Raw genomic sequence first — 22,799 nt, forward strand, 5'->3', positions numbered from 1 at the left:
GGGCAGGCGCCGGGAGACGGGGGAAGCGGTTCGCGCTTCAGGCCGGTCACTGCTCGCCCCCTTTCTCCTCGGTCTTGACGCTGTCAACGCTAGACCGATGATCGGCCGGAGCGCCAGCGGTTTTACGGCGAACCGGGCTCGCCGGGCCAGGGGACGCCCGCGCGGGTCTCGGGCGACTCGACGCGGAAGCGGGGCATGGCCTCGGGGTGGTTCTCGCGCACGTACGTGATGAGGTGCTCGCGCACGTCGCACTTGAGGTCCCAGGCGGAGGCCGAGTCCGCGGCGCTCATCAGCGCGCGCAGCTCGACCAGGCCGTTCAGCTGGATGTCGGTGACCTGGAGGGTCCAGTCCTTCTGGTCCCACAGCGGGTTGGTCTGCAGGTAGCGGTAGAGCTCCTCGCGCAGCTTCTCGACCGGCACCGACCAGTCGACGCGCAGGTAGACGACGGCGAGGACCCGGCTGCCGTGCCGGGTCCAGTTCTCGAACGGGGTCTGCGTGAAGTAGGAGACCGGCAGGACGAGGCGCCGCTCGTCCCACAGCCGCACCACGACGTAGGTGAGCGTGAGCTCCTCGATCCTGCCCCATTCCTCCTGCACCACGACGACGTCGTCCAGGCGCAGCGCGTCGCTGAAGGCGAGCTGCAGCCCGGCGAGCATGTTGCCGAGCGTCGGCTGGGCGGCGATGCCGACGACCGCGCCGGCGATGCCCGCGGACGCGAGCAGACCCGCGCCCAGCGCCCGCACCTGCGGGAAGGTGAACAGCATCGCGCCGAACGCGATCACCACGACGGTCGCGGTGGCGACCCGGCGCACCAGCGTGATCTGCGTCTTCATGCGGCGGGCCCGCTGGTTGCGCTCCCCCTCCACGAGGTCCAGGCGCTCCAGGGCGACGTCCGTGAACGCGTACGTCGCCTGGATGATCAACCAGGTCGCCGCGCCGATGATGAGCAGCGTGACGACCCGCTCGACGGACTCGCCGAACGCCCGCTGCTGCGGCTCAGGGCCGATCATCAGCGGGTAGAACATGATGTTGAACGTCATCAGCAGGACGGTCGTCACCACCGGCCAGTGGCAGTGCTTGACCAGGCGGCTGCTGAAGGTCCACTTGCGCCCGACCCTGAGGAGCACCTGCCGGGTCAGCTCCAGGACGATGACCGCCCCGATCATCGCGCCGGCCAGGTTCAGCCAGGCGCTGGAGAACTGCACGTGAGCGACCCCCCGAAGATTCAGAAGTTCTCGTCAAAACTCACATTGCCCTCAACCGCCACCTGATAAGCGGACACCCGGCGTTCGAAGAAGTTGGCCAGCTCCTGCACGTCCTGGAGCTCCATGAAGGCGAACGGGTTCTCGGTGCCGTAGCGGCGGGGCATGCCCAGCCTGACCAGCCGCTGGTCGGCGACGTACTCCAGGTAGGCGCGCATCTGCTCGGCGGACATCCCGGGCATGCCGTCACCGCACAGGTCGCGGGCGAAGGCCAGCTCGGCGGCGACCGCCTCCTCCAGCATGCGGCCGACCTGCTCGCCCAGCTCCTCGTCGAACAGCTCGGGCTCCTCCGCCCGGACGGTGTCGACGACGCTGAACGCGAACTCCATGTGCATGGACTCGTCGCGGAACACCCAGTTCGTCCCGGTGGCCAGCCCGCTGAGCAGGCCGCGGGAGCGGAACCAGTACACGTACGCGAACGCGCCGTAGAAGAACAGGCCCTCGATGCAGGCGGCGAAGCAGATGAGGTTGAGCAGGAACCGCCGCCGGTCGCCCGCGTTCTCCAGGCTCCGCAGGTCGCCGATGGAGTCGATCCACCGGAAGCAGAACTCGGCCTTGTCGCGGATCGAAGGGATGTGCTCGATCGCGGCGAACGCCTTGACCCGCTCGTCCGGGTCGGGCAGGTAGGTGTCGAGCAGCGTCAGGTAGAACTGCACGTGCACCGCCTCCTCGAACAGCTGCCTGCTCAGGTAGAGCCGGGCCTCGGGGGCGTTGACGTGCTGGTAGAGGTTGAGCACCAGGTTGTTGGCGACGATCGAGTCACCGGTGGCGAAGAACGCGACCAGCCGGTTGATCAGGTGCCGTTCCTGGGCGGTCATCTTTGCCAGGTCGGCCACGTCGGAGTGCAGGTCGACCTCCTCCACCGTCCAGGTGTTGCGGATGGCGGCCCGGTAGCGCTCGTAGAAGTCCGGGTAGCGCATCGGGCGCAGGGTGAGGTCCATTCCGGGGTCGAGAAGCATGAGGGGATCTCCTTACTGGCAGGCTTCGCAGACGTCGGGGTTCTCCAGCGAGCAGGCCACCTGCTCGACGGCGGCGGCCGGCTGGACGGTGGTCTGCGCGATGCGGGTGGCCGGGCGGGAACGCAGGTAGTAGGTGGTCTTCAGGCCCTGCTTCCACGCGTAGGCGTACATCGACGAGAGCTTGCCGATGGTGGGGGCGGCCATGAACAGGTTGAGCGACTGGCCCTGGTCGACGTACGGCTGGCGGGCGGCGGCCAGGTCGATGAGCGCCTTCTGCGGCAGCTCCCAGGCGGTGCGGTAGAGCAGCTTGAGGTCGTCGGGGATGCCCGGCAGGTGCTGCACGGACCCGTCGGCGCGCTTCAGCCCGTCGCGCGTCGCCTGCGTCCACAGCCCGCGTTCCCGCAGGTCGGCCACCAGATAGCGGTTGACCTGGAGGAACTCGCCGGACAGCGTCTCGCGCTTGAACACGTTGGACACCTGCGGCTCGATGCACTCGTAGCAGCCGGCGATGGACGCGATGGTGGCGGTCGGCGCGATGGCGATCATGAGCGAGTTGCGCAGCCCGGTGGCGGCGATCTTCTCGCGGAGCGCGTCCCAGCGCGGCGAGCCGGCGGCGGCGTAGTGGTCGGGGTGCAGCACGCCTGCCGCGGCGCGGGTGTCGTCGTACGAGGGATGCCGCCCGCGTTCGGCGGCCAGGTCGGCCGAGGTGTCGTAGGCCGCCAGCGCGATCTCCTCGGCGATGCGGGTGGACAGCTCCAGCGCCCGGGGCGAGTCGAACGGGAGGCGGAGCGCGAAGAACACGTCGGCCAGCCCCATCACGCCGAGCCCGATCGGCCGCCAGCGCCGGTTGGCCGCCCCGGCCTCGGGCGTCGGGTAGAAGCCCAGGTCGATGGTGCGGTCCAGGAAGCGCACGGCCGTCCGGACGGTGGCGCGCAGCCGCTCCCAGTCGAGGCCGTCGCGCCCGTCCAGGTGGGCGGCGAGGTTGACCGAGCCGAGGTTGCACACCGCGGTCTCGGCGTCGCTGGTGACCTCCAGGATCTCGGTGCACAGGTTGGACAGGTGGATGACGTTCTCCGGCCGGGCGGTCTGGTTGGAGGTGCGGTTGGCCGTGTCCTTGAACGTCATCCAGCCGTTGCCGGTCTGCGCGAGCGTCCGCATCATCCGCCCGTAGAGGGTCCTGGCCGGGATCCGCCGGGTGTGCCGGCCCTCGGCCTCGTAGGCCCGGTAGGCGCGGGTGAACGCCTCGCCGTGCAGGTCGGGCAGGTCGGGGACGTCCTTGGGGTCGAACAGCGACCAGTCCTCACCGGCCTCGACGCGGCGCATGAACTCGTCCGGCACCCAGTTGGCCAGGTTGAGGTTGTGGGTGCGGCGGGCGTCCTCGCCGGTGTTGTCGCGCAGCTCCAGGAACTCCTCGATGTCGGCGTGCCAGGTCTCCAGGTAGACGCAGGCCGCGCCCTTGCGCCGGCCGCCCTGGTTGACCGCCGCAACGGAGGCGTCCAGGGTGCGCAGCCACGGCACGATGCCGTTGGAGTGGCCGTTGGTGCCCCGGATGAGCGAGCCACGTGAGCGCACCCGGGTCCACGAGATGCCGATGCCGCCCGCGTACTTCGACAGCCGGGCGACCTGCGCGTACCGGTCGTAGATCGCCTCCAGCTCGTCGCGCGGCGAGTCGAGCAGGAAGCACGACGAGAGCTGCGGGCGGCGCGCGCCCGCGTTGAACAACGTCGGCGAGCTGGGCAGGTAGGACAGCGTCGCCATCAGCCGGTAGAGCTCGGCGGCCTCCGCGACGGTCTCCGACAGCCCGCAGGCGACCCGCAGGAAGAAGTGCTGGGGCCGCTCCAGCACGGTCCGGGTGACCGGGTGGCGCAGCAGGTAGCGGTCGTAGACGGTGCGCAGCCCGAAGTACTCGAACCGCTCGTCGGCGGCGTCCGAGACGAGCGCGTCCAGCTCGGCGGCGTGCGCGGCGACGAACTCCGCCAGGCCGTCCTGGATCAGCCCCGCCGCGTGGGTGGCGGCGATCGAGCCGGAGAACGAACGCACCCCGTGCGCGGCCGCCTCTTCGGCGATCTCCTCGGCGAGCAGCCCGGCGGCCACCCGCGAGTTCGCCGGGTCGGCGATCACCCGGGCGGCGGCCTCCTCGATGGCCAGGCGCCGATCACCCTCGACGATCTGTGTCACGTGCTCTCTCCTCGCGAGCTCATCCCCGTGAGGGCGCGCGAGAGCACGGCGGCGCACGCCGCTAGGCCCCCGGGCCCTCCCTCGAGGCCCTGGACATGGTCCATCGCCGGCAGGTCTTCGGGCTCGCGGGCGTCTCGCACTCTCCTACTGGCCGTCGCTTCCCGGATCTTTCCAGTGCTCGTTGACGGCGGTCGTTCCCGCTCACCGCTGCGGGGCAGCCCCGGAATCGCACCGGGTTCCCTTTTGCTCCGCCCCGGGCGGGGGCGAACCGGCGAACGATCGAGATCCTACATCTAGTGGCTGCTTTCGCAACCGCCACATCATGTTGTGCCCTTGCCGCTTTCGAGGAGGCCGAGATCGCGGAGCACGGCCTTGGTGCGGCGGACCTCGGAGACGACCCAGGCGGCGAAGCGGTCGCCGGCCAGCGGGATCGGCATCCAGTCGCCCTCCCGGCAGGTACGCTGCCAGCCGGGCGAGCCGGTCACCTCCTCGCACATGCCGATGGCCGCCTCCCGGCTCTCCTGCGGCATGCCGCCGGGCCCGACGGCGGCGCACCAGCTAGCGAAGTCCACCCGGACGCCGAGCTCCAGCAGGCTGGGCGCGTCCAGCCCGGGGAACCGCTCGGCGCAGGAGACGGCCAGCACCCGGACCCGGCCCCGGTCGATGTACGGGCGCCAGCCGGCGAGCGGGCCCGTCGCGGCGACGGCGCGGCCGGCGAGCAGCGCGGTGGCGACCTCGGAGATGCCGGGGTAGCCGGTGTAGTCCACCTGCCGGGTGTCGGCGCCGAGCCCGCGGGCGATGAGCCCGAACAGCAGGTGGTCGGGGGCGCCCTGCGGCCCGCCGGCGAGCGGGGTGCCCGTGGGGTCGGCGCGCAGGCGGGCGCCGAACGCGTCGAAGGTGGCCAGACCCGAGTCGCGCGGCACCAGCACCACCTCGACCTCGCCGGCCAGCCGGGCCAGCGGGGTGGTGCCGTGCAGGGGCGACTCGGCCGCGTTCAGCTCGGCGGCGGCGAGCGCGGGCAGCCCGGTGATGGTGATCGTGGTGACCGGCCCGGCCCCGCCGACCGGGTAGCCGGCCCCGCGGGCCACCTGGGTGAACGCCTCGGCGACGCGGCTCCAGCGCTCGCCGCCGCCGAGGATCTCGTACGCGCCGGGCGCGCGTCCGGCGTGACGGTCACCGCAGCCGGCCAGGCAGGCGGCCACTCCCAGGCCTGTCACGAGGAACCGCCTGCGCCGCATGACCCGCCTCCCCCGAAGTGTCCACTTCAGGTTATTTACGGATCACGCAGAGTTACACATGCCGGATATCACCTACTAAGGTTTCCAGGCCATCCCGGCCAGCAGCGGCAGCCGTGTGGCGCCGACCAGGCGTGGCCGGTCGGGCCGCCACTCGTGGGCCTGCACCAGACCGGGCTCGATCATGACGAAGTCACCGAAGAACGCCTGGATCTCCTCCGGTCCCCGGCCGGTGCCGCCCGCCGGGGCGTCGCCGGACGAGGTGGCGTGCGCGATCGCCAGGTAGCTGCCCGGCGCCAGCGCCTCCCGCAGGAGGGCGACCACGGCGTGCGGGTTCATGCTGTCGGGCACGAAGTGGAGCACCGACACCAGCAGCACCCCGACCGGCCTGGCCGGGTCGAGGAAGCCGGCGGCGCCGTCCAGCATCCGCGCGGGGTCGAGCAGGTCGGCCTCCACGAAGACGGCCCCGGCCTGCTCCTCCAGCAGTTCGCGGCCGTGCGCGGCCACCACCGGGTCGTGGTCGACGTAGACGACCCTGGCGTCCGGGACCACCTCGTGCACGTTGCCCTGGGTGGGCAGGCCGCTGCCCACGTCCAGGAACTGGGTGACGCCCTGCGCGGCGGCGTAGCGTACCGCACGCTGGAGGAACTCCCTGGCGGCGCGCGCCTGCGGCACCGCCTCCGGTATCAGGTCCGCCAGCCGGTCCAGGGCCTCGCGGTCGACCGCGAAGTTGTCCTTGCCGCCGAGCAGGTAGTCGTACATTCGGGCGAGATTGGGAGTGTCGGGGTCGGACTGGGGCACATTTTCGACCCTAGGCGCTCCCCTCCCGGGGCGACACCGGCCGGATTCCGACTATGACCCAGCCGAACGGTAAGGGTTTGCTAACCCCCTCTTGCCGCTATTCCACCGTGACACTCTTGGCCAGGTTGCGCGGCTTGTCCACGTCCCTGCCGAGGGCCACCGCGGCGTGGTAGGCCAGCAGCTGGAGCGGGATCGTGAGCAGGATCGGGTCCAGCTCGATCTCGTTCTTGGGCACCACGATGCAGTCCTCGGCCAGCTTGGTGTCCGGTTCGCGGTGGCCGACCATCAGCACGCTGCCGCCGCGGGCGCGGATCTCGCCGAGCGTGGTGAGGTTCTTGTCGAGCAGCTCGTCGTCGGGGACGACCGCCACCGTCGGCATCTCCGGGCCGATCAGCGCGAGCGGGCCGTGCTTGAGCTCGCTGGCCGGATAGGCCTCGGCGTGCACGTACGAGATCTCCTTGAGCTTCTGGGCGCCCTCGCGGGCCACCGGATAGCCGCGGACCCGGCCGACGAACATCATGCTCGCGTGCTTGGCGTACTTCTGCGCCAGCTCGGCGATCTTGTCGCCCTGCGTGAGGATCTCCTCGATCTGGCCCGGCAGCCTGCGCAGGCCCTCGCAGATGCGCCGGCCGTCGGCCGGCGACAGGTCGCGCACCCGGCCCAGGTGCAGCGCCAGCAGCGCGAACGCGACCGCGGTCGAGGTGAACGCCTTGGTCGAGGCCACCGACACCTCAGGGCCCGCGTGCAGGTAGACGCCGCCGTCGACCTCGCGGGCGATGGCGCTGCCGACCGCGTTGACGATGCCGATCACCCGGCCGCCCTTGCGCTTGAGCTCCTGCACGGCGGCGAGCGTGTCGTAGGTCTCGCCGGACTGGCTGATGGCGACGTAGAGCGTGTCCTGCTCGACGACGGGGTTGCGGTAGCGGAACTCGCTGGCGGGCTCGGCGTCGGCCGGGATGCGGGCCAGCTCCTCGATCAGCTGGGCGCCGATCTGGCCGGAGTAGTACGCCGAACCGCAGCCGATGACCTTCACCCGGCGGAAGGAGCGGGTCTCGCGGGCGTTCATGTTGAGCCCGCCCAGGTGGGCCACGTTGAAGCGCTCGTCCAGGCGGCCGCTCATCGTGCGGGCGGTGGTCTCGGGCTGCTCGGAGATCTCCTTGAGCAGGTAGTGCTCGTAGCCGCCGGTGTCGTAGTGGCCGGCGTCCCAGTCGACGGTCAGCGGCTCCTTGGCGGTCTCGCGGGCGTCGCTGGCGAAGGTGTGGAACCCGTCGGCGCGCAGCACGGCCAGCTCGCCGTCCTCCAGGTGGACCACCTGGCGGGTGTAGCGGACGAGCGCGGCCACGTCGGAGGCGGCGAACATCTCCTTCTCGCCGATGCCGAGCACGATCGGGCTGCCGTTGCGGGCCACGACCACCTCGCCCGGCCGCTCGGCGTCGATCACCGCGATCCCGTACGTGCCGACGACGCTCTTGAGCGACTTGCGTACGGCCTCCTCAAGGGAGTCGTTCTCGTCGACGGCGGCGGCGATCAGGTGGGCGAGCACCTCGGTGTCGGTCTCGGACCGGAACTCCACGCCGTCGGCGACGAGCTTGGCGCGCAGCTCCCCGGCGTTCTCGATGATGCCGTTGTGCACCACCGCGATGCGCTCATCGCCCGACAGGTGCGGATGCGCGTTCTCGTCGCTGGGCACGCCGTGCGTCGCCCACCGGGTGTGGCCGATGCCGAGAGCGCCCTTGAACCTGGCCGGCACCACCTTGGCCAGGTCGGCGACCCTGCCCTTGACCTTGCGGACCTTGAGTCCTTTGCTGGAGACGACGATCCCGGCCGAGTCGTAGCCGCGGTACTCCAGCCGCTGCAGCCCTTCGAGCAGGATGGGTGCCGCGTCCTTCGGCCCCACGTACGCGACGATTCCGCACATCCGAGTCTCCTATCCGTAGACGATCCGGCGCAGCTGCCGCAGCGACAGCTCGGGCGCCGCCACCCGGCGGGCCCTCAACTCGGCGGCGATCCGGGGAAAGATCTCATCGTTGGTGAAGCCGCGGGCCTGCAACTCCCCGTGGCGACGCCGGACGAACTCCTCCGAGGGCTCGGAGAAGTACGACAGCACGTCGGCCACCACGCGCGCCGCCTCGCCGGGCCCGAGCGGGCTCGTCCGGGTGAGGTGGACGATGAGGTCCTCGTAGGGATGCCGCGCCGTAGACACAGACGAGGACATTACGCAGATGGAACGAGACACGCCAACATCCTGCCCGATATCGGGCAGAAATCAGCTCCGGCGAGGGCTCAGCTTCTCCCAATCAGGTGTGCGGCTTTAGGTAGATCCCATGCGGGCGCGGGAATGGTGACGCACAGTGTTCGCGTCGTACCGTCGCGTGGAGGTCCGTCATGCTGTTGCAGGTCGCCGTCGCCGCCGCCGTCCTGGCCGGCCAGCCAGGGGGACGCCAGGACGACTTCGCCTCGGCGGCCAGGGAGTACGGGGTGCCGGTCAGCGTGCTCCTGGGCGTGTCGTACCTGCAGTCGCGCTGGGACGCGCACGCGGGCGAGCCCTCCACGGCGGGCGGTTACGGCCCCATGCACCTGCTGGACCCCGCGCTCATCACGGGCGCCGGTCCCCGCTCCGGCGGCCGGCCGCACGGCCCCCTCCCCCGCGCCGCCGCACCGGGCCACCAGCACGGCGACGCCCGCGGCGACGCTGCCCGCCCCCGCCCGCACCTGGATCCCCGGGGCGAACCCGCGACGGGCCCGGCGGAAGGCAAGGGGACGACACCCCACGAGACCACCCGGCCGGCATCCGGCTCCCCGCGAGCGACCTCGAAAGAGGCGGCGCGGACCGGAAGCGGCGATCGGCGAGAGGGGGCGCCGCCCGGAAGCGGCGATCGGAGGGAGGCGGCGCGCCCTGGAAGCGGCGATCGGGGCGCGACCCGCGGCGAGGCGGCGCGGTCCGGAAGCGGCGGCCAGGGCGCGGCCACGGGCGAAGCAGCGCGGTCCGGAAGCGGCGGCCAGGGCGCGACCGCGGGCGAAGCGGCGCGGACCGGAAGCGGCGATCGGGGAGTGACCTCGGGAGAGGCGGCCTCGTCCGGAGGCGACTGGGGGGCGACTCTTGGGGAGGCCGCGCGGTTGACGGGGGTCAGCGTCGAGCGGCTGCGCAGGGACGCCGCCGCGAACATCCGGGCCGGCGCCGCCCTGCTCGCGTCCTACCAGGGCGTGCCCAGCGCCGACCCGGCCCGCTGGCACGCCGCGGTCGCCCGCTACTCGGGCTCGCCCGCGTTCGCCGACGAGGTGCTGCGGGTGATCCGCGACGGCGCGGCCCGACGGGCGGACGACGGCTCCCTGGTCCGGCTGCCCGCGCACCCCGCGCTCCGCTCCCCCGTCCGTCCGACCGCTCCGGAGGACGGGGCCGAGTGCCCGCCGTCGCTGGAGTGCCGGTGGATGCCCGCCGCGTACGCCAGGACCGGCGAGCAGGACTACGGCAACCACGACCGCATGAGCCGCCCCCGCCGAATCGACTACATCGTCATCCACGACACCGAGGGCCCCTTCCGGGGCATCCCGCGCCTGATCCGCGACCCGGAGTACGTGAGCTGGCACTACACGATCCGCTCCCGCGACGGCCAGATCGCCCAGCATGTGAAGACCCGCGACATCGCCTGGCACGCCGGCAACTGGGACGTCAACACCCGCTCGGTCGGCATCGAGCACGAGGGCTACCTGGCCAGGGGCGGCACCTGGTACACCGAGGCCATGTACCGCGCCTCGGCCCGGCTGGTCCGCCACCTGGCCGCCGAGCACGACATCCCGCTCGACCGGGCCCACATCCTGGGCCACGACAACGTCCCCGGCACCACCCCGGACACCCTCGCGACCATGCACGAGGACCCCGGCCCTTACTGGGACTGGGCCCACTACTTCGACCTGCTCGACGCCCCCTTCGACAAGCGCCCCCGGCGACTCGACACCCTGAGGAAGGCAGCCACCGACGAGCCCGCGACCTCGTACGGCGAAGAACCAGACCACCCCGACACCACCAGTCCCTCCCACGCCCAGCCTCCGGCGGCCCCAGCCATACGCGACCACACCACCGCAGACCTGCCCATGCACCACACCGCCGCGGACCCGACCGCGCACGACGGGACCGCCGCGGACCCTGCCACGCACCACCACACCCCTGCGGATCCGGCCGCACATGGCCGGACCGCCGCGGACCCCGCCATGCGTCACCACACCGCTGGAGATCCGACCGCGCATGACCAGACCACCGCGGACCGTGCCACGCACCACCCCACCGCTGCAGACCTAGCCGCGCATGACCGAACCGCCACGGACCCCGCCATGTGCCACCACACCGCTGGAGATCCGGCCGCGCACGACGGGACCGCCACGGACCCTGCTATGCATCACCGCACCCCTGCGGATCCGGCCGCACATGACCAGACCACTGCGGACCCCGCCACCCACCACCACACCCCTGCAGACCTAGCCGCGCTTGACCGGCCCGCCGCGGATCCGGCCGCGCGTGATCAGACCGCCGCCGACACCATCGGGCTTGATCAGGCCGCAGCGGACGCGGTCGTGCGCGGTCAGAGCGGCCCGGTGGTGCGTGACCAGGACTCCACGGGCTCGGCCATGCGCGACCAGACCGCCGCAAGCTCGGTCGTGCGTGATGGGGTCGGGTTCGGCAGGGTTGTGCGGGAGCGGCCCAGGCGTGGGGGATCCGTCCTGATCCTGCCGGAGTACGACGAGCACCGGCCGCGTTTCACCGGTTGCAAGAGCGCCAAGCCCGACCGCCCGTGCCCGCCGCACGGCGCGTCCGCGGTGTGGCTGCACACGGCGCCCCGCCACGACGCGCCGCTGGTGGACGACATCGGCAAGCGAGTCGGCGAGCCCAGCACGTACAGCGTCTACGACCACAGCGCCCGCGTCTCCGCCGGGCAGCGGTTCGCGGTGGCCGGGCGGCGCGGCGACTGGACGGCCATCTGGTATCTCGGCCGCCGTGCCTGGTTCCACGACCCGCACGAGCACCCGACCGCCGTCCGCGCCCGCGGCCCCGTGGTGGTCCCGCGCAACCCGGACGTCAAGGTGTACGGGCGCGCCTACCCGGAGAAGTCGGCCTATCGCGGCACGGGAGTCGCCTACCAGCCTCACGTCGCGCTCCCGTACCGGATCGGCCCCGGCGAGGCGTACACGGTCGGCGACACCCTGACCGGTTCGTACCATGCGGCCGGATACAAGCCCGCGAGCCACGTCACCGTGAGGGGCAGGCAGCGCTACCACCAGATCCAGCTCGGTCACCGCGTTGCGTTCGTCAAGGCGGAGGACGTCCGCCTCATCCGCTGATTTCCGCCCCGGGAGCTGCTCCATGGACACGGGCACTCCCGGAAAGCGATATGGTTTTCTTCGTAACCGGCTGGCGCCGGAGACACGCGGAAGTGGCTCAGGGGTAGAGCATCACCTTGCCAAGGTGAGGGTCGCGGGTTCGAATCCCGTCTTCCGCTCGGAGTTCAACTCCTGGTGGAGTGGCCGAGAGGCGAGGCAGCGGCCTGCAAAGCCGTCTACACGGGTTCAAATCCCGTCTCCACCTCGGCAGGTTCGGCGGATCTCACGAGATCCGCTAAGGTAAGAGCAGTGCCATGCGGAAGTGGCTCAGGGGTAGAGCATCACCTTGCCAAGGTGAGGGTCGCGGGTTCGAATCCCGTCTTCCGCTCTGAGTGACAACTCAATACGGACGATTAGCTCAGCGGGAGAGCGCTTCCCTGACACGGAAGAGGTCACTGGTTCAATCCCAGTATCGTCCACCCCACAAAGCCCCAGATTCTGGCACCCGCCAGGTCTGGGGCTTTCTCGTTGCACCGGGCCAGGGCGAATCATCGAGCGGCCTTGACCTCAAGGGCGTCCATCATCACGCTCCGTTTACCATTTAGCCGCTTCTGCGCAGATTATGTCACGCTGCGTGCATATAGCCACTCCGAGCGGGTAGCGCGCTGACATTGGCTCCTCGGAGGGGGAAACCGTGGACATCAACATAGGCCAGGGCATATCCGATGCCTGGCGAATGATCGCGACATTCGTACCAAGACTCATCGCGTTCCTGGTCATACTCATCATCGGCTGGATCGTGGCGAAGCTGCTGGAGAAGGTCGTCGACAAGGTTCTGGAGCGGGTCGGGTTCGACCGGGCCGTCCAGCGCAGTGGCGTGCAGAGGTGGCTGGAGCGCAGCCAGTACGACGCGAGCAGCCTGCTCGCCAGGATCGTCTTCTATGCGATCATCCTGGTCACCCTGCAGATCGCGTTCAGCGTGTTCGGGCCGAACCCGATCTCCGCGCTCCTGAACGCCGTGGTGGCGTGGCTGCCCATGGCGATCGTGGCCATCGTGATCATCGTGGTGGCCGGCGCGATCGCGAAGGCCGTCGGCGACATCATCAGGGGCGCGCTCGGCGGGCTGTCCTACGGCCGCCTGCTGGCCGTGGCCGCGGAAGTGTTCATCTGGGCGCTGGGGATCATCGCCGCGCTCAACCAGATCGGCGTGGCCACGGCGGTCACCACCCCGGTCCTGATCGCGGCGCTCGCCACAGTGGGCGCGATCGCGGCCATCGGCGTCGGCGGCGGGCTCGTGCGGCCCATGCAGCAGCGGTGGGAGCGCTGGCTCAGCCGGATCGAGGAGGAGGCGCCGCAGGCCAGGGCGCACGCGGAGGCGTACCAGCAGGGGCGTGAGCACGCCCGTGCCATGACGCCCGAGGAGATGGCCGAGCGCGGCACGTCGGAGCAGCGGATCACGCCGCAGACCGGCACCGGGACGGTCGGCTCCACCCGGCCGGACATCCGGGAGCCCTGACTCCCGCCGCCCTCCGGGACGATGCAGGGGCGGCCGGGCCGACTCGGCCCGGCCGCGACCCCGCGTTCACCGGGGGCCGTGCTGGTCACAGGCGACGGACCCGCACCCGAAGGCTGAACGAGCTCATGGCAGAGGCGAGCGGGCGGTTCGAGATCCCGCCCACCGACCCCTCCGCATCATCAACAGGCGGTAAGGAGGTCTGGACGCTGTGACACCGCGCCGACCCTGGGCAGGGGGAAAGCAGAGCGAGCGCTTCCTGAGAGGTGGGTCAGATGTCCGAGCCCCAGCCTGACGTGGTTTCTTCAGAAGAACGAACTCATGCGCTCGAGGCCGAGCTGAACGCTCTCAGGGCCCGGGCCGACAAAGTCGACCAGCAGCTCCAGGCGTTGGCGGAGGCGAGTCTGGCCCTGGCCCGCGGCCTGGAGAGCCCTCCGGTGGAGGAGCCCGGGCAGCCGCATGCGGAGCGGGCCGCACGACTCGCCCACGAGCTGCTGCTCGCGGCCGGCCTGGGCCGGAGGGGGAGCGAGGGCAGCGAGGGGTAGGCGCCCCGCCAGGAGCGGAGGTGGACCACACCGATGACACTGCAGATCGTGGCGGGAACGGCCAACCACGCGCTGGCCGGCTCCGTGGCCGGGATTCTCGGCATCGCGCCGGTCTCCGCGGCGGTGGAGCGATTTCCGGACGGAGAGCTCCGGCCCGTCGTGGGTGGGATGCGGGGTGCGGACGTCTATCTGGTCCAACCCACGAGCCCGCCGGTCAACGAGCACGTGATGGAGTCGCTGTTGCTGATCGACGCCTGCCGTCGGGCGGGCGCGGCGCAGATCACCGCGGTCATGCCGTACTTCGGGTACGCCCGTCAGGACCGTCGTGGCCGGTCCGGGCAGGCGATCGGAATCCGCGTCGTCGCGGACGCGCTCGCGTCGGCCGGGATGCGGCGTCTGATCGTGACGGATCCGCACACGACCGCGCTGGAGGCGATCTGCGCTGTTCCGGTGGAGATGCTGACGGCCGTGCCGTCCCTCGCCCGCGTGCTGGGTGAGCAGGTGCCGGACGAGGCCGTGGTGGTGGCGCCTGATCTCGGCGCGGTCAAGCTGGCGGAGCATTACGGCGCTCTGCTGTCGTGTCCTGTGGCGGTGGTGCGCAAGACCAGGCTGAGCGGGACACGTGTGGTCGCCGAGGAACTGGTGGGGGATGTACGGGATCGTCCGGTGGTCATCGTCGACGACATGATCAGTACCGGCGGCACTATCGAGGCTGCCGCGGAGGTGGTGGCCGGCCACGGTGCCGCGCCGGAGATCGTGGTGGTGGCGACGCACGGGTTGTTCGTGGCATCGGCGGCCGAGCGCCTCAGCCGTGCCATGATCCGGCGGATCCTGGTCACCGACACCGTCGCACAACGGCCCGACTCGGGAATGCCGCTTGATGTGTGCTCGGTGGCGCCGCTCCTGGCCGATGCCATCGGGCGCCTGTACCGGAACGAGCCGCTGGACCAGCTGCCGGCGCGGGCATGACGGTCAGGCGGACGGCCTAGGCGGGGAGGTCGCCGGTGAGGAAGCCGTGCCGGTGGGCGAGCCAGCACGCGGCCGTCAGGCGGAGCGCCGGGGGGTCGGGCAGGCCGTCGTAGAACCAGCCCCACTCGCGCAGTCCGTCCAGGAAGCCCAGCACGTAGTCGCCCAGGATCTCGGGGTCGAGCGGGATCGTGTCCCGCAGGATCGCGGCGTGCTGGTCCACCGCGGCGACCAGCGCGGGGTCGGTGGCCATCCTGGCGAGCTGGTCCTGGCCCAGCTCCCCCATCACCCACTGCAGGGGCGCAGCCGCCCACCCATCCTCGAAATGCACCTTTAAACCATAAACCACCCCAAAACCCCTTTACCCTTCGGCGTCGATGTCCGCGAGCGTGCGCTGCGCCACCGCGAAGGCCGAGTTGGCCGCCGGGACCCCGCAGTAGACGGCGGTCTGCAGCAGCACTTCCTTGATCTCCTCGCGGGTGAGCCCGTTCCGCAGAGCCGCCCGTACGTGCATCGCGAGCTCTTCCATGTGGCCGCGCGCCACCAGCGCGGTGAGCGTGGCGACGCTGCGGGCGCGCCGGTCGAGGCCGGGACGGTTCCAGATCTCGTCCCAGGCGTAGCGGGTGATGAGATCCTGGAAGTCGCGGGTGAAGTCGGTGATGGCGGCGTTGGCCCGGTCGACGTGCGCGCCGCCGAGCACCTCGCGCCGGGTCCGCATCCCGTCGGCCCGGCTCTCCCCCGCGGCCTTGCCCGCGCCCGCCGGCCAGGTGTCGGAGAGGTGGCGCAGGATCGCGGCCGTCGCCGGGACCGGACGCTGGACGGTCGCCAGGTGCGAGGCCGCCGGGATGGCCGCGAGCAGGGCGCCCGGGATGCCGGTGGTCAGGGTGAGCGCGTGCTCCAGCGGCGTCGCCGGGTCGTCGGCCCCCGCTATGATCAGCGCGGGCGCGGCGATCTCCGGCAGCCCGGTCCTCAGGTCGTAACCGGCCAGCGCCTCGCAGCAGGCGGCGTAGGACTCGTCGTCGACCTGGCCGAGCATGTCGATGACCCAGCCTCCGTCGTACCCGTCGGTGAACCAGCGTGAGGCCAGCACGGGCCCGAGCGACCGCACGCCCGCGTTCCGTACCTGTGCCGCCCGCTCCCGCCAGGGGCCCGGCTCGCCGAACCTGGCGGACGAGCAGCACATGATCAGGCTCCGCACCCGCTCCGGCGCCCTGAGCGCGGCGGTCGCGGCGACCGCGCCGCCGACCGAGATCCCGCCGATGGCGAAGTACGGCTCGTCCACCAGGTCGAGCACGGCCAGGGCCAGGTCGTCGAGCGTGAACCCGCCGGCCGCGGGCGAGCCGCCGTGTCCCGGCAGGTCGTACCGGAGCACCCGCCACCGGTCGGTCAGCGCCGGCAGCTGCGGCTTCCAGACGTCCAAGGTGGTGCCCAGCGACGGGCCGAGCACGAGCAGCGGCCCGCCGGCGGGGCCGTCGACGCGATGATGGAGCTTCACTGGTGTCCTTCTCTGTCTCGGTACGCGGCCAGGACTCGGTCGGTGAGGGCCGGGGCCGCGCCCAGGTAGCCGGACGGGTCCAGCAGGTCGGCGGGGGCGTCGAGGGGGCCGTCCCGGCGGAGCGTCTCGGTGAGCGCGTCCCGGCCGAGGTGGGCGGCCAGGCGTTCGGAGACGATGCGGCCTCCGGTGAGCCCGGCGTTGGCGCGCATCTTCCCGGGGAAGACCTGGAGGCCGGCGGTCAGTTCCGCGGCGGTCTCCGCGGCGCCGCCGGTCAGCCGCAGGCACTCGCGGAGCGGGCTCCACTCGGCCTGCCAGGCGCCCGCCGCGCGTTCGTGCTCCCCCACCTGGGCCAGCGCCTGCGCGTAAACGGGGACCTGGAGCGAGGCGGCGCGGATCAGGACGGACAGGGCGGGGTTGCGCTTGTGCGGCATGGCGGACGAGCCGCCCGGTGACGCCTCGGCCACCTCGCCGACCTCGGTCTGCGACATGAGCACGACGTCAGCGGCGATCTTGCCGAGCGCCGTCGACACCCCGGCCAGCGCCGCGCCCAGGTCGGCGACGACCGACCGTTCGGCGTGCCACGGGATCTCGGGCGCGACCAGCCCGGTCTCCTGGGCGAACAACTCGACGACGCGCAGGGCCCGTTCCCCTACCGAAGGCGGGTGTTCACCGACGCCAGAGGCCGCCCGCCCTTCACTCGTACGACCTTCGCCGGGCTGGTGTGGAGTGGGAGAGGGGGTCTCTGCGGCTCCCGCTCCTTCGGAAGACTGCGCCCTCGCGGAAGCGCCTTCGGCGGCTTCGGTGAGGGCGGAAGGGGAACGGCCTTCGCCGGGCTGGTGTGGAGTTGGAAGGGATGTCCCCGCGGCCTCCGCTCCTTCGGGAGACTGGGCGCTCGTGGGAGGGCCTTCGGTGGCTTCGGTGAGGGCGGAGAGGGTGCCGGCGGCCCCGCCGAGCTGGGCGGGGAGGGGGACGGCCGCCAGGCGGTCGCGGGCGCGCAGGACGCCTGCCAGCCAGGTGGCCGCTTTCAGGCCGAAGGTGGTGGGGACGGCCTGCTGGCCCAGTGTGCGGGCGGCCATCACCGTGGTGCGGTGCCGTTCCGCCAGCCCGGCCAGGGACGCCGCGACGGCGTCGAGGTCGGCGAGGATGGCTTCGGACGCCCGGCGGGCGACCAGCATCGCGGCGGTGTCCAGGATGTCCTGGCTGGTGGCGCCCAGGTGCACGTGGGAGGCCGCCGCGCCGGCGGCCTCGCGCAGGTCGGACACCAGCGGCACGACGGGGTTGGCCGACCGGCGGGCGCGTCGGGCCAGGGCGGGCACGTCCACGTCCAGCTCCGCCGCCGCGCGGCCGATCAGCGCCGCCGCCTCCTCCGGCACCAGACCCGCCCGCGCCTGCGCTCGGGTCAAGGCCGCCTCGGCGTCCAGCATCGCCCGTACCCAAGCCTGGTCGGACGTCAACTCCTCGACGCGGACGCCCGCACGCACCGGCGCCAGGAGCCCGGTATCGAGCGCCCCCGAAACCTCTCCGGAGCTACCCGCGCCGGCGGCGGTCCCCCGGGAGGCGGCACCGGAACCTCGGGACGCGCCCGCTGCCGCACCGCCGAAACCCCCGGAAGCGGCGCCAGAACCTCGGGAGGCGCCCGCTGCCGCGCGACCGGAGCCTCCGGAGGCAGGACCGGAACCCCCCGACGCGCCCGCTGCCGCACCGCCGGAGGCAGCACCAGAACCCCCGGTGGGAGCGCCGGAACCCCCCGATGCGCTGTCGGGGGTGTCGTCAGAAGTCAAGGAACACCGTCTCCCCTTCGCCCTGCAGGCGTACGTCGAACTCGTAGGTGTCCCCCTTCCCCGTCGCGAGGAGTGTCGCACGCCTGGCCGGGTCGAGTCCGTCCAGGAGCGGGTCAGGAAGGTCCTCCAGGTACACGCGGGTCAGGACGGAGCGCAGCAGGCCGCGGGCGAAGATCTGCAAGGAGAGGTACGGCCCGGAGGGACGGATGGTTCGAAAGCGGTAGCGGCCGTCGGGATCGGTGGCGCAGCGGCCGAATCCGGACACGCCGCCGTCGCCGCGGCGGAGCGCGCCCCGGTCGCCGGTGCGGCCGAGCCACAACTCCAGCAGCGCGTCCGGGACCGGCTCGCCGGCGCCGTCCCAGACGCGGCCGGTGAGCGTGATCGCCTCCGGGTGCCGCTCGGGGACGAGCTCCCAGTCGTGCTCGTACGGGAGCGCGTGCGCGAAGAAGGGGCCGACGGTCTGCGAGGGGGTCGCGGGCATCAGGACTCCATGGGGGTACGGCCGAGGACGACGTCGAAGGTGTAGCCGAGCGCCCACTCGGGCTGGGTGACGTCGTGCGCGTACGAGGACACGAGCCGCTGGCGGGCCGCCTCGTCCGGGATGGACTGCATGATCGGGTCGAACGGCATGAGCGGGTCGCCGGGGAAGTACATCTGGGTGACGAGCCGCTGGGTGAAGGCGGTGCCGAACACCGAGAAGTGGATGTGGGCGGGCCGCCAGGCGTTCGGGTGGTTGCGCCACGGGTACGCGCCCGGCTTGATCGTGACGAACCGGTAGCGGCCCTCGTCGTCGGTGAGGCAGCGGCCGGCGCCGGTGAAGTTCGGGTCGAGCGGCGCCGGGTGCTGGTCGCCCGCGTGCGCGTACCGTCCGGCGGAGTTGGCCTGCCAGACCTCCACGAGCGTGCCGCGGACCGGGCGTCCGCCGTCGTCCAGGATGCGGCCGGTGACGATGATCCGCTCACCGATCGGCTCGCCGGCGTGCTGCCGGGTCAGGTCGGCGTCCAGGGAGCCGACCTCATCGTGCCCGAAGACGGGGCTGCTCAGCTCGATCGCGTCGGGGTCGGCCTTGAACGCCACCGGGGGCCGCGACGGGGCGCGCAGCACGGTGCTCTGGTAGCCGGGATACAGGTAGGGCGGATGAGTCATGGTCTGTCCTTCGGTCACCATTCGTAGCCGACGTAGTTCTCCGCCAAGGTGGTCGCCGCCGCCTCGGACGAGGTCACGTAGTCCAGGTAGGAGAGCTGCAGCCGCCGCCCGTAGGCGTCGTCGGAGTCGAACGTGTGCAGCAGCGTCGTCATCCACCAGGAGAAGTGCTGGGCCCGCCAGACCCGCTTGAGGCAGGCGGCGGAGTAGCCGTCGAGCAGTTCGGCCGAGCCGTCCTCGAAGTACGCCGCCAGGGCCTCGGTCAGCACGCGCACGTCGGCGACGGCCAGGTTGAGGCCCTTGGCGCCGGTGGGCGGCACGATGTGGGCGGCGTCGCCGGCCAGGTAGAGCCTGCCGTACTGCATGGGCTCCACGACGAAGGAGCGCATCGGCGTGACGCCCTTCTCCACGATCTCACCGGTGGTGAGGGTGAAGCCGGGCACGGTCTCCAGGCGGGCCTTCAGCTCGTCCCAGACGCGCCCGTCGGGCCAGTCGTCGACGTCGGCGTCCGGCGGCACCTGCAGATAGAACCGGCTGACCGTGGGTGAGCGCATGCTGTGCAGGGCGAAGCCGCGCTCGTTGCGCGCGTAGATGAGCTCCTCGGACGAGGGCGCGACGTTGGCGAGGATGCCGAGCCAGGCGAACGGGTACTCGCGCTCGTACGCGGTCAGCACGCCCTCGGGCACGGCCGGTCTGGACACGCCGTGGAAGCCGTCGCAGCCGGCGATCACGTCGCAGTCGAGCCGCTCGCCGCCGAAGGTCAGGTAGGGCCGGTCCTCCAGGGAGTGCAGCGCCACGTCCTCGACCTCGAACCGGATGTCGCCGCCCGCCTCCAGCCTGGCGGCGATGAGGTCCTTGACCACTTCCTGCTGCCCGTACACGGTGATGGCCCGGCCGGGCACCAGCTTCTCGAACGGGACGCGGTGTCCCGCGCCGCCGTACCTGAGCTCGATGCCGTGGTGGGGCAGCCCCTCCCGGAGCATCCGCCCGCCGACGCCCGCCTCGACGAGCGTGTCCACCGTGCCCTGCTCCAGCACCCCGGCGCGGACGCGCCGCTCGACGTAGTCGCGGCTACGCCTCTCCAGCACCACCGAGGAGATGCCGCGCAGGTGGAGCAGGTGAGACAGAAGCAGGCCGGCGGGCCCGGCTCCGATGATCCCTACCTGAGTCCGCATGCGGAAAGCATCCTGCCTTCCCGCCCCGCGGATCGAGGGGGCGCTTCCACTGAGCGGAAGAATCCTGCGAGGATGGGCGCATGGCAGGTGGAGCACGGGAGCCGGGCAGGAGCGTGACGTCCAAGGTCCTGGCGATCCTCGGCGCGTTCGACGCCGCGCACCCACGGCTGACGCTCACCGAGGTGGCGGCGCGCAGCGGGGTGCCGCTGACGACGGCGCACCGGCTGGTGGGCGAGCTGGAGCGGTGGCAGGCGCTCGGCCGCGGCCCCGACGGGCGGCTGAGCGTGGGGCTGCGGCTGTGGGAGCTGGGGCAGCTCGCGCCCGGCCGGCTGCAGGACCTGGCGCACCCGTGGCTGCAGGAGGTGTTCGCCGGCACCGGCGAGAACGTCCACCTGGCCGTCCGCGAGGGCCTGGAGGTGCTGTACGTCGACAAGGTGTACGGGCGGCGGGCGGTGCCGATCGTGTCCAGGGCGGGCGGGCGGCTGCCGATGCACCCGACCGGGGTGGGCAAGGCGCTGCTGGCCTACGAGCCCGACTGGTTCGTCCGCGCCTATCTGGCGCGTGAGCTGGAGCGGCCCACGCCGCACACCATCACCGAGCCCGGCCGGCTGGCCCGCGAGCTGTCCACGGTCCGCGCCCAGGGATACGCGCTCACGTACGAGGAGATGACCTTGGGCTCCTGCTCGGCCGCCGCCCCGGTGCTGGTGGAGGGCCGGGCCATCGCCGCCCTGGGCATCGTGCTGGCGTCCCGCCGGGCCCGCGAGCTGCCGCGCCTGGTCGACATCCTGCGCACGGCGGCGGGGGGCATCGCCGAGTCGTACTCCGCTGCCGCCTGAACCCGCAGGTGGGGGGTAGTAGCCCGGCATGCGCATTCTGATGTCGGGAGCGGGCGGGGCGCTGGGCAGGGCCACCGTGCCCGCCCTGGTCAAGGCGGGTCACGAGGTCCGAGCGCTGGGCCGGGGACCTGGTGAAGGCGGCGACTCCCGGTGGTTCCCCGGCGAGCGGGTGAAGGACGCCGTGCGCGGCTGCGACGCCGTCCTGCTCCTGCCTGAGCGGCGCGCGGACCCGGCGGCCGCTCGCGCGCTGGTGGCCGCCGCGTGCGGGGCGGGCGTGCCGCACCTGCTGCGGGTGGCGGCGCCGGCGACCGGGCGGGAGCGCCGGCGCCGGGAGGACGCCGAGCGCGTCGTCAGGAGCAGCGGCCTGGGCTGGACCCTCGTCCGCCACAGCCACCTGCACCAGTCGCTGGACCTGCTGCTGCGGCAGTGGGCCGCCTCCCCCGTGCTCCCGGTGGACCCGTCGCTGCCCTGGCAGCCGGTGGACGCCCGGGAGGTGGCCGGCTACCTGACGGGGCTGCTGGCGGGCGAGCCGCGCCGGGCGGCGCTCGCGTACGGCGGACCGGAGGTGCTCAGCACCTCCGAGCTGGTCAGGACCTGGCTCAGGGCGCGCGGGCTGCGCCGTCTGTGCCCGCGGGTGCGCTATCCCGGCAAAGCGGCGGCCGAGCAGCGGGCGGGCCGGCTGATGGTCAGGAACGCCCCGCTGGGCACGCTCGGGTGGCGGGAGTGGCTGACGCCGGCGGCCGAACTGTCGGACGACTTCGCCGAGGAGCACACCGCGTCGCCGACCAGCCCGGCGAACCAGCCGGAGCGCGATCCGGATGTGCGGGTGTACGGCGGCGACGAGGGTTACCAGCGGCAGACCCGGGCGTAGTATGCCGTTTTGCTGGGGTTTCTCCTAACCTGTACGGTCCCTTCCGTTACACTGAACACCTTGTTCAGTGCCGCCGACCGAGGGTTCGATGACGGAGCAAGAGACCGCCCGCCTGGGTGCGCGCATCCGGACGTACCGGAACATGCGCCGCATGACCGTGCGTGGACTGGCCGTCGAGGCGAAAGCGAGCCCGAGCTTCATCAGCCAGCTTGAGCGCGGCCGGACCAGCGCCAGCATCGGCATGCTCAGGCGGATCGCCACGGCGCTCGGCCTGACCGTGGCCGACCTGTTCAGCGAGGAGGACGAGATCGGGCACCGCGTGGTGCGCCGCCCGTCGCGTCCCGAGTTACGCACCGCCCCCGGCACCCGCAAGTACCTGATCTCCCAGCGTCCCCTCCAGAACGTGGAGGTGTACGCGGGCGAGTTCGACCCCGGTGCCTCCACCGGGGACGAGCCGTACTCCCACGGCGAGTCGCAGGAGATCCTCCTCGTGCTCCACGGCCGGATCACCGTGTGGCTCGGCCCGTCGGGCTCTGCCTCCCCGCACGTGCTCGGGCCGGGTGACAGCGTGGAGTACCGGACCTCGGTGCCGCACCGCGTGGCCAACGAGGGCGACCAGCCGGCCGAGGTCATCTGGGTGATCAGCCCGCCCACCCCGGCCTGAGCACCCGGATCACCGACGGGGCGCCCGGCTCCGTTCCTCTCTTCCCCACTAGCCTGACATGG

The 22,799-nt window shown here is 72.0% G+C and carries 20 protein-coding genes, 4 tRNA genes and 1 riboswitch; of the genes, 11 read left to right on the forward strand and 13 right to left on the reverse strand.

Annotation, left to right across the window (positions count from 1 at the left end; all coding sequences use genetic code 11):
- Nucleotides 1–122: 122 nt before the first annotated feature.
- The 7 genes from ACIBF7_RS15975 to ACIBF7_RS16005 form a co-directional block, all read right to left on the reverse strand.
- Nucleotides 123–1,205 (reverse strand): mechanosensitive ion channel family protein, encoded by a 1,083-nt coding sequence (locus tag ACIBF7_RS15975; RefSeq protein WP_397197423.1) that lies wholly within the window; start codon nucleotides 1,203–1,205, stop codon nucleotides 123–125.
- Nucleotides 1,206–1,225: 20 nt separating this feature from the next.
- A complete protein-coding gene (locus ACIBF7_RS15980) occupies nucleotides 1,226–2,221 on the reverse strand; it encodes a ribonucleotide-diphosphate reductase subunit beta (protein WP_148030669.1) in 996 nt (331 codons plus the stop codon).
- Between the two features lie 12 nt (nucleotides 2,222–2,233).
- Complete coding sequence (locus tag ACIBF7_RS15985; protein WP_397197424.1) at nucleotides 2,234–4,399, reverse strand: ribonucleoside-diphosphate reductase subunit alpha; 2,166 nt, start codon at nucleotides 4,397–4,399, stop codon at nucleotides 2,234–2,236.
- A 90-nt stretch (nucleotides 4,400–4,489) separates the two neighbouring features.
- A riboswitch (cobalamin riboswitch) is annotated at nucleotides 4,490–4,687 on the reverse strand.
- Nucleotides 4,688–4,719: 32 nt separating this feature from the next.
- Nucleotides 4,720–5,637: a tripartite tricarboxylate transporter substrate-binding protein gene (locus ACIBF7_RS15990; protein ID WP_397197425.1), complete on the reverse strand. Its 918-nt coding sequence runs from the start codon at nucleotides 5,635–5,637 to the stop codon at nucleotides 4,720–4,722.
- Nucleotides 5,638–5,712: 75 nt separating this feature from the next.
- Nucleotides 5,713–6,435: an SAM-dependent methyltransferase gene (locus tag ACIBF7_RS15995; RefSeq protein WP_397197426.1), complete on the reverse strand. Its 723-nt coding sequence runs from the start codon at nucleotides 6,433–6,435 to the stop codon at nucleotides 5,713–5,715.
- A 97-nt stretch (nucleotides 6,436–6,532) separates the two neighbouring features.
- Entirely contained in the window at nucleotides 6,533–8,353 is a 1,821-nt protein-coding gene (glmS, locus tag ACIBF7_RS16000) for a glutamine--fructose-6-phosphate transaminase (isomerizing) (RefSeq protein WP_219547579.1), read from the reverse strand.
- Nucleotides 8,354–8,362: 9 nt separating this feature from the next.
- On the reverse strand, nucleotides 8,363–8,650 hold the full coding sequence (locus ACIBF7_RS16005; RefSeq protein WP_148030665.1) for a hypothetical protein: 288 nt from the start codon (nucleotides 8,648–8,650) through the stop codon (nucleotides 8,363–8,365).
- A 170-nt stretch (nucleotides 8,651–8,820) separates the two neighbouring features.
- Between ACIBF7_RS16005 and ACIBF7_RS16010 the strand changes: the two genes are divergently transcribed.
- The 8 genes from ACIBF7_RS16010 (at nucleotide 8,821) to ACIBF7_RS16045 (ending at nucleotide 14,775) form a co-directional block, all read left to right on the forward strand.
- On the forward strand, nucleotides 8,821–11,769 hold the full coding sequence (locus tag ACIBF7_RS16010) for an N-acetylmuramoyl-L-alanine amidase (protein ID WP_397197427.1): 2,949 nt from the start codon (nucleotides 8,821–8,823) through the stop codon (nucleotides 11,767–11,769).
- An 86-nt stretch (nucleotides 11,770–11,855) separates the two neighbouring features.
- Nucleotides 11,856–11,927, forward strand: a tRNA-Gly gene (locus tag ACIBF7_RS16015).
- Between the two features lie 15 nt (nucleotides 11,928–11,942).
- Nucleotides 11,943–12,013 (forward strand) — tRNA-Cys (locus tag ACIBF7_RS16020).
- A gap of 51 nt (nucleotides 12,014–12,064) precedes the next feature.
- Nucleotides 12,065–12,136: transfer RNA gene (locus ACIBF7_RS16025), tRNA-Gly, on the forward strand.
- 19 nt (nucleotides 12,137–12,155) lie between these two features.
- A tRNA-Val gene (locus ACIBF7_RS16030) sits at nucleotides 12,156–12,227 on the forward strand.
- 221 nt (nucleotides 12,228–12,448) lie between these two features.
- Nucleotides 12,449–13,264 (forward strand): hypothetical protein, encoded by an 816-nt coding sequence (locus tag ACIBF7_RS16035; protein WP_148034451.1) that lies wholly within the window; start codon nucleotides 12,449–12,451, stop codon nucleotides 13,262–13,264.
- Between the two features lie 272 nt (nucleotides 13,265–13,536).
- Nucleotides 13,537–13,806 (forward strand): hypothetical protein, encoded by a 270-nt coding sequence (locus ACIBF7_RS16040; protein WP_219547583.1) that lies wholly within the window; start codon nucleotides 13,537–13,539, stop codon nucleotides 13,804–13,806.
- A gap of 48 nt (nucleotides 13,807–13,854) precedes the next feature.
- Nucleotides 13,855–14,775: a ribose-phosphate diphosphokinase gene (locus ACIBF7_RS16045; RefSeq protein WP_397197428.1), complete on the forward strand. Its 921-nt coding sequence runs from the start codon at nucleotides 13,855–13,857 to the stop codon at nucleotides 14,773–14,775.
- 16 nt (nucleotides 14,776–14,791) lie between these two features.
- On the opposite strand, the gene ACIBF7_RS16050 is transcribed toward ACIBF7_RS16045, so the two are convergent.
- The 6 genes from ACIBF7_RS16050 to ACIBF7_RS16075 form a co-directional block, all read right to left on the reverse strand.
- On the reverse strand, nucleotides 14,792–15,103 hold the full coding sequence (locus ACIBF7_RS16050; RefSeq protein WP_219547587.1) for a DUF6401 family natural product biosynthesis protein: 312 nt from the start codon (nucleotides 15,101–15,103) through the stop codon (nucleotides 14,792–14,794).
- A gap of 30 nt (nucleotides 15,104–15,133) precedes the next feature.
- Nucleotides 15,134–16,267 carry a 4-carboxymuconolactone decarboxylase gene (gene pcaC / locus ACIBF7_RS16055; RefSeq protein WP_219547589.1) on the reverse strand — a complete coding sequence of 378 codons (1,134 nt, stop codon included), beginning with the start codon at nucleotides 16,265–16,267 and terminating at the stop codon, nucleotides 15,134–15,136.
- Nucleotides 16,264–17,748, reverse strand: coding sequence for a lyase family protein (locus ACIBF7_RS16060; RefSeq protein WP_397197429.1), 1,485 nt, complete (start codon nucleotides 17,746–17,748; stop codon nucleotides 16,264–16,266). The genes pcaC and ACIBF7_RS16060 overlap by 4 nt, the downstream gene beginning before the upstream one ends.
- 289 nt (nucleotides 17,749–18,037) lie before the next feature.
- On the reverse strand, nucleotides 18,038–18,529 hold the full coding sequence (locus ACIBF7_RS16065) for a protocatechuate 3,4-dioxygenase subunit alpha (protein ID WP_148030660.1): 492 nt from the start codon (nucleotides 18,527–18,529) through the stop codon (nucleotides 18,038–18,040).
- Nucleotides 18,529–19,194 carry a protocatechuate 3,4-dioxygenase subunit beta gene (pcaH, locus tag ACIBF7_RS16070; protein ID WP_148030659.1) on the reverse strand — a complete coding sequence of 222 codons (666 nt, stop codon included), beginning with the start codon at nucleotides 19,192–19,194 and terminating at the stop codon, nucleotides 18,529–18,531. Before pcaH ends, ACIBF7_RS16065 begins: the two co-directional genes overlap by 1 nt.
- Before the next feature lie 14 nt (nucleotides 19,195–19,208).
- Nucleotides 19,209–20,366: a 4-hydroxybenzoate 3-monooxygenase gene (locus tag ACIBF7_RS16075; RefSeq protein ID WP_148030658.1), complete on the reverse strand. Its 1,158-nt coding sequence runs from the start codon at nucleotides 20,364–20,366 to the stop codon at nucleotides 19,209–19,211.
- Nucleotides 20,367–20,446: 80 nt separating this feature from the next.
- On the opposite strand from ACIBF7_RS16075, the gene ACIBF7_RS16080 reads away from it, so the two are divergent.
- From ACIBF7_RS16080 to ACIBF7_RS16090, 3 genes are all read left to right on the forward strand, one after another.
- On the forward strand, nucleotides 20,447–21,202 hold the full coding sequence (locus ACIBF7_RS16080; RefSeq protein ID WP_148030657.1) for an IclR family transcriptional regulator: 756 nt from the start codon (nucleotides 20,447–20,449) through the stop codon (nucleotides 21,200–21,202).
- A gap of 28 nt (nucleotides 21,203–21,230) precedes the next feature.
- Entirely contained in the window at nucleotides 21,231–22,073 is an 843-nt protein-coding gene (locus ACIBF7_RS16085) for an SDR family oxidoreductase (RefSeq protein ID WP_148030656.1), read from the forward strand.
- Between the two features lie 88 nt (nucleotides 22,074–22,161).
- Nucleotides 22,162–22,737 (forward strand): cupin domain-containing protein, encoded by a 576-nt coding sequence (locus tag ACIBF7_RS16090; protein WP_364232363.1) that lies wholly within the window; start codon nucleotides 22,162–22,164, stop codon nucleotides 22,735–22,737.
- Nucleotides 22,738–22,799 lie beyond the last annotated feature (62 nt).

It is taken from the genome of Nonomuraea sp. NPDC050478 (genome assembly GCF_044458265.1).
Taxonomy (GTDB): domain Bacteria; phylum Actinomycetota; class Actinomycetes; order Streptosporangiales; family Streptosporangiaceae; genus Nonomuraea; species Nonomuraea ferruginea.

Coding starts and splice junctions, on each gene's coding strand:
- ACIBF7_RS15980 (WP_148030669.1), bottom strand. CDS start 2,221: ATGCTTCTCGACCCCGGAATGGACCTCACCCTGCGCCCGATGCGCTAC.
- ACIBF7_RS15990 (WP_397197425.1), bottom strand. CDS start 5,637: ATGCGGCGCAGGCGGTTCCTCGTGACAGGCCTGGGAGTGGCCGCCTGC.
- glmS (WP_219547579.1), bottom strand. CDS start 8,353: ATGTGCGGAATCGTCGCGTACGTGGGGCCGAAGGACGCGGCACCCATC.
- ACIBF7_RS16005 (WP_148030665.1), bottom strand. CDS start 8,650: ATGTCCTCGTCTGTGTCTACGGCGCGGCATCCCTACGAGGACCTCATC.
- ACIBF7_RS16010 (WP_397197427.1), top strand. CDS start 8,821: ATGCTGTTGCAGGTCGCCGTCGCCGCCGCCGTCCTGGCCGGCCAGCCA.
- ACIBF7_RS16040 (WP_219547583.1), top strand. CDS start 13,537: ATGTCCGAGCCCCAGCCTGACGTGGTTTCTTCAGAAGAACGAACTCAT.
- ACIBF7_RS16065 (WP_148030660.1), bottom strand. CDS start 18,529: ATGCCCGCGACCCCCTCGCAGACCGTCGGCCCCTTCTTCGCGCACGCG.
- pcaH (WP_148030659.1), bottom strand. CDS start 19,194: ATGACTCATCCGCCCTACCTGTATCCCGGCTACCAGAGCACCGTGCTG.
- ACIBF7_RS16075 (WP_148030658.1), bottom strand. CDS start 20,366: ATGCGGACTCAGGTAGGGATCATCGGAGCCGGGCCCGCCGGCCTGCTT.
- ACIBF7_RS16080 (WP_148030657.1), top strand. CDS start 20,447: ATGGCAGGTGGAGCACGGGAGCCGGGCAGGAGCGTGACGTCCAAGGTC.
- ACIBF7_RS16085 (WP_148030656.1), top strand. CDS start 21,231: ATGCGCATTCTGATGTCGGGAGCGGGCGGGGCGCTGGGCAGGGCCACC.
- ACIBF7_RS16090 (WP_364232363.1), top strand. CDS start 22,162: ATGACGGAGCAAGAGACCGCCCGCCTGGGTGCGCGCATCCGGACGTAC.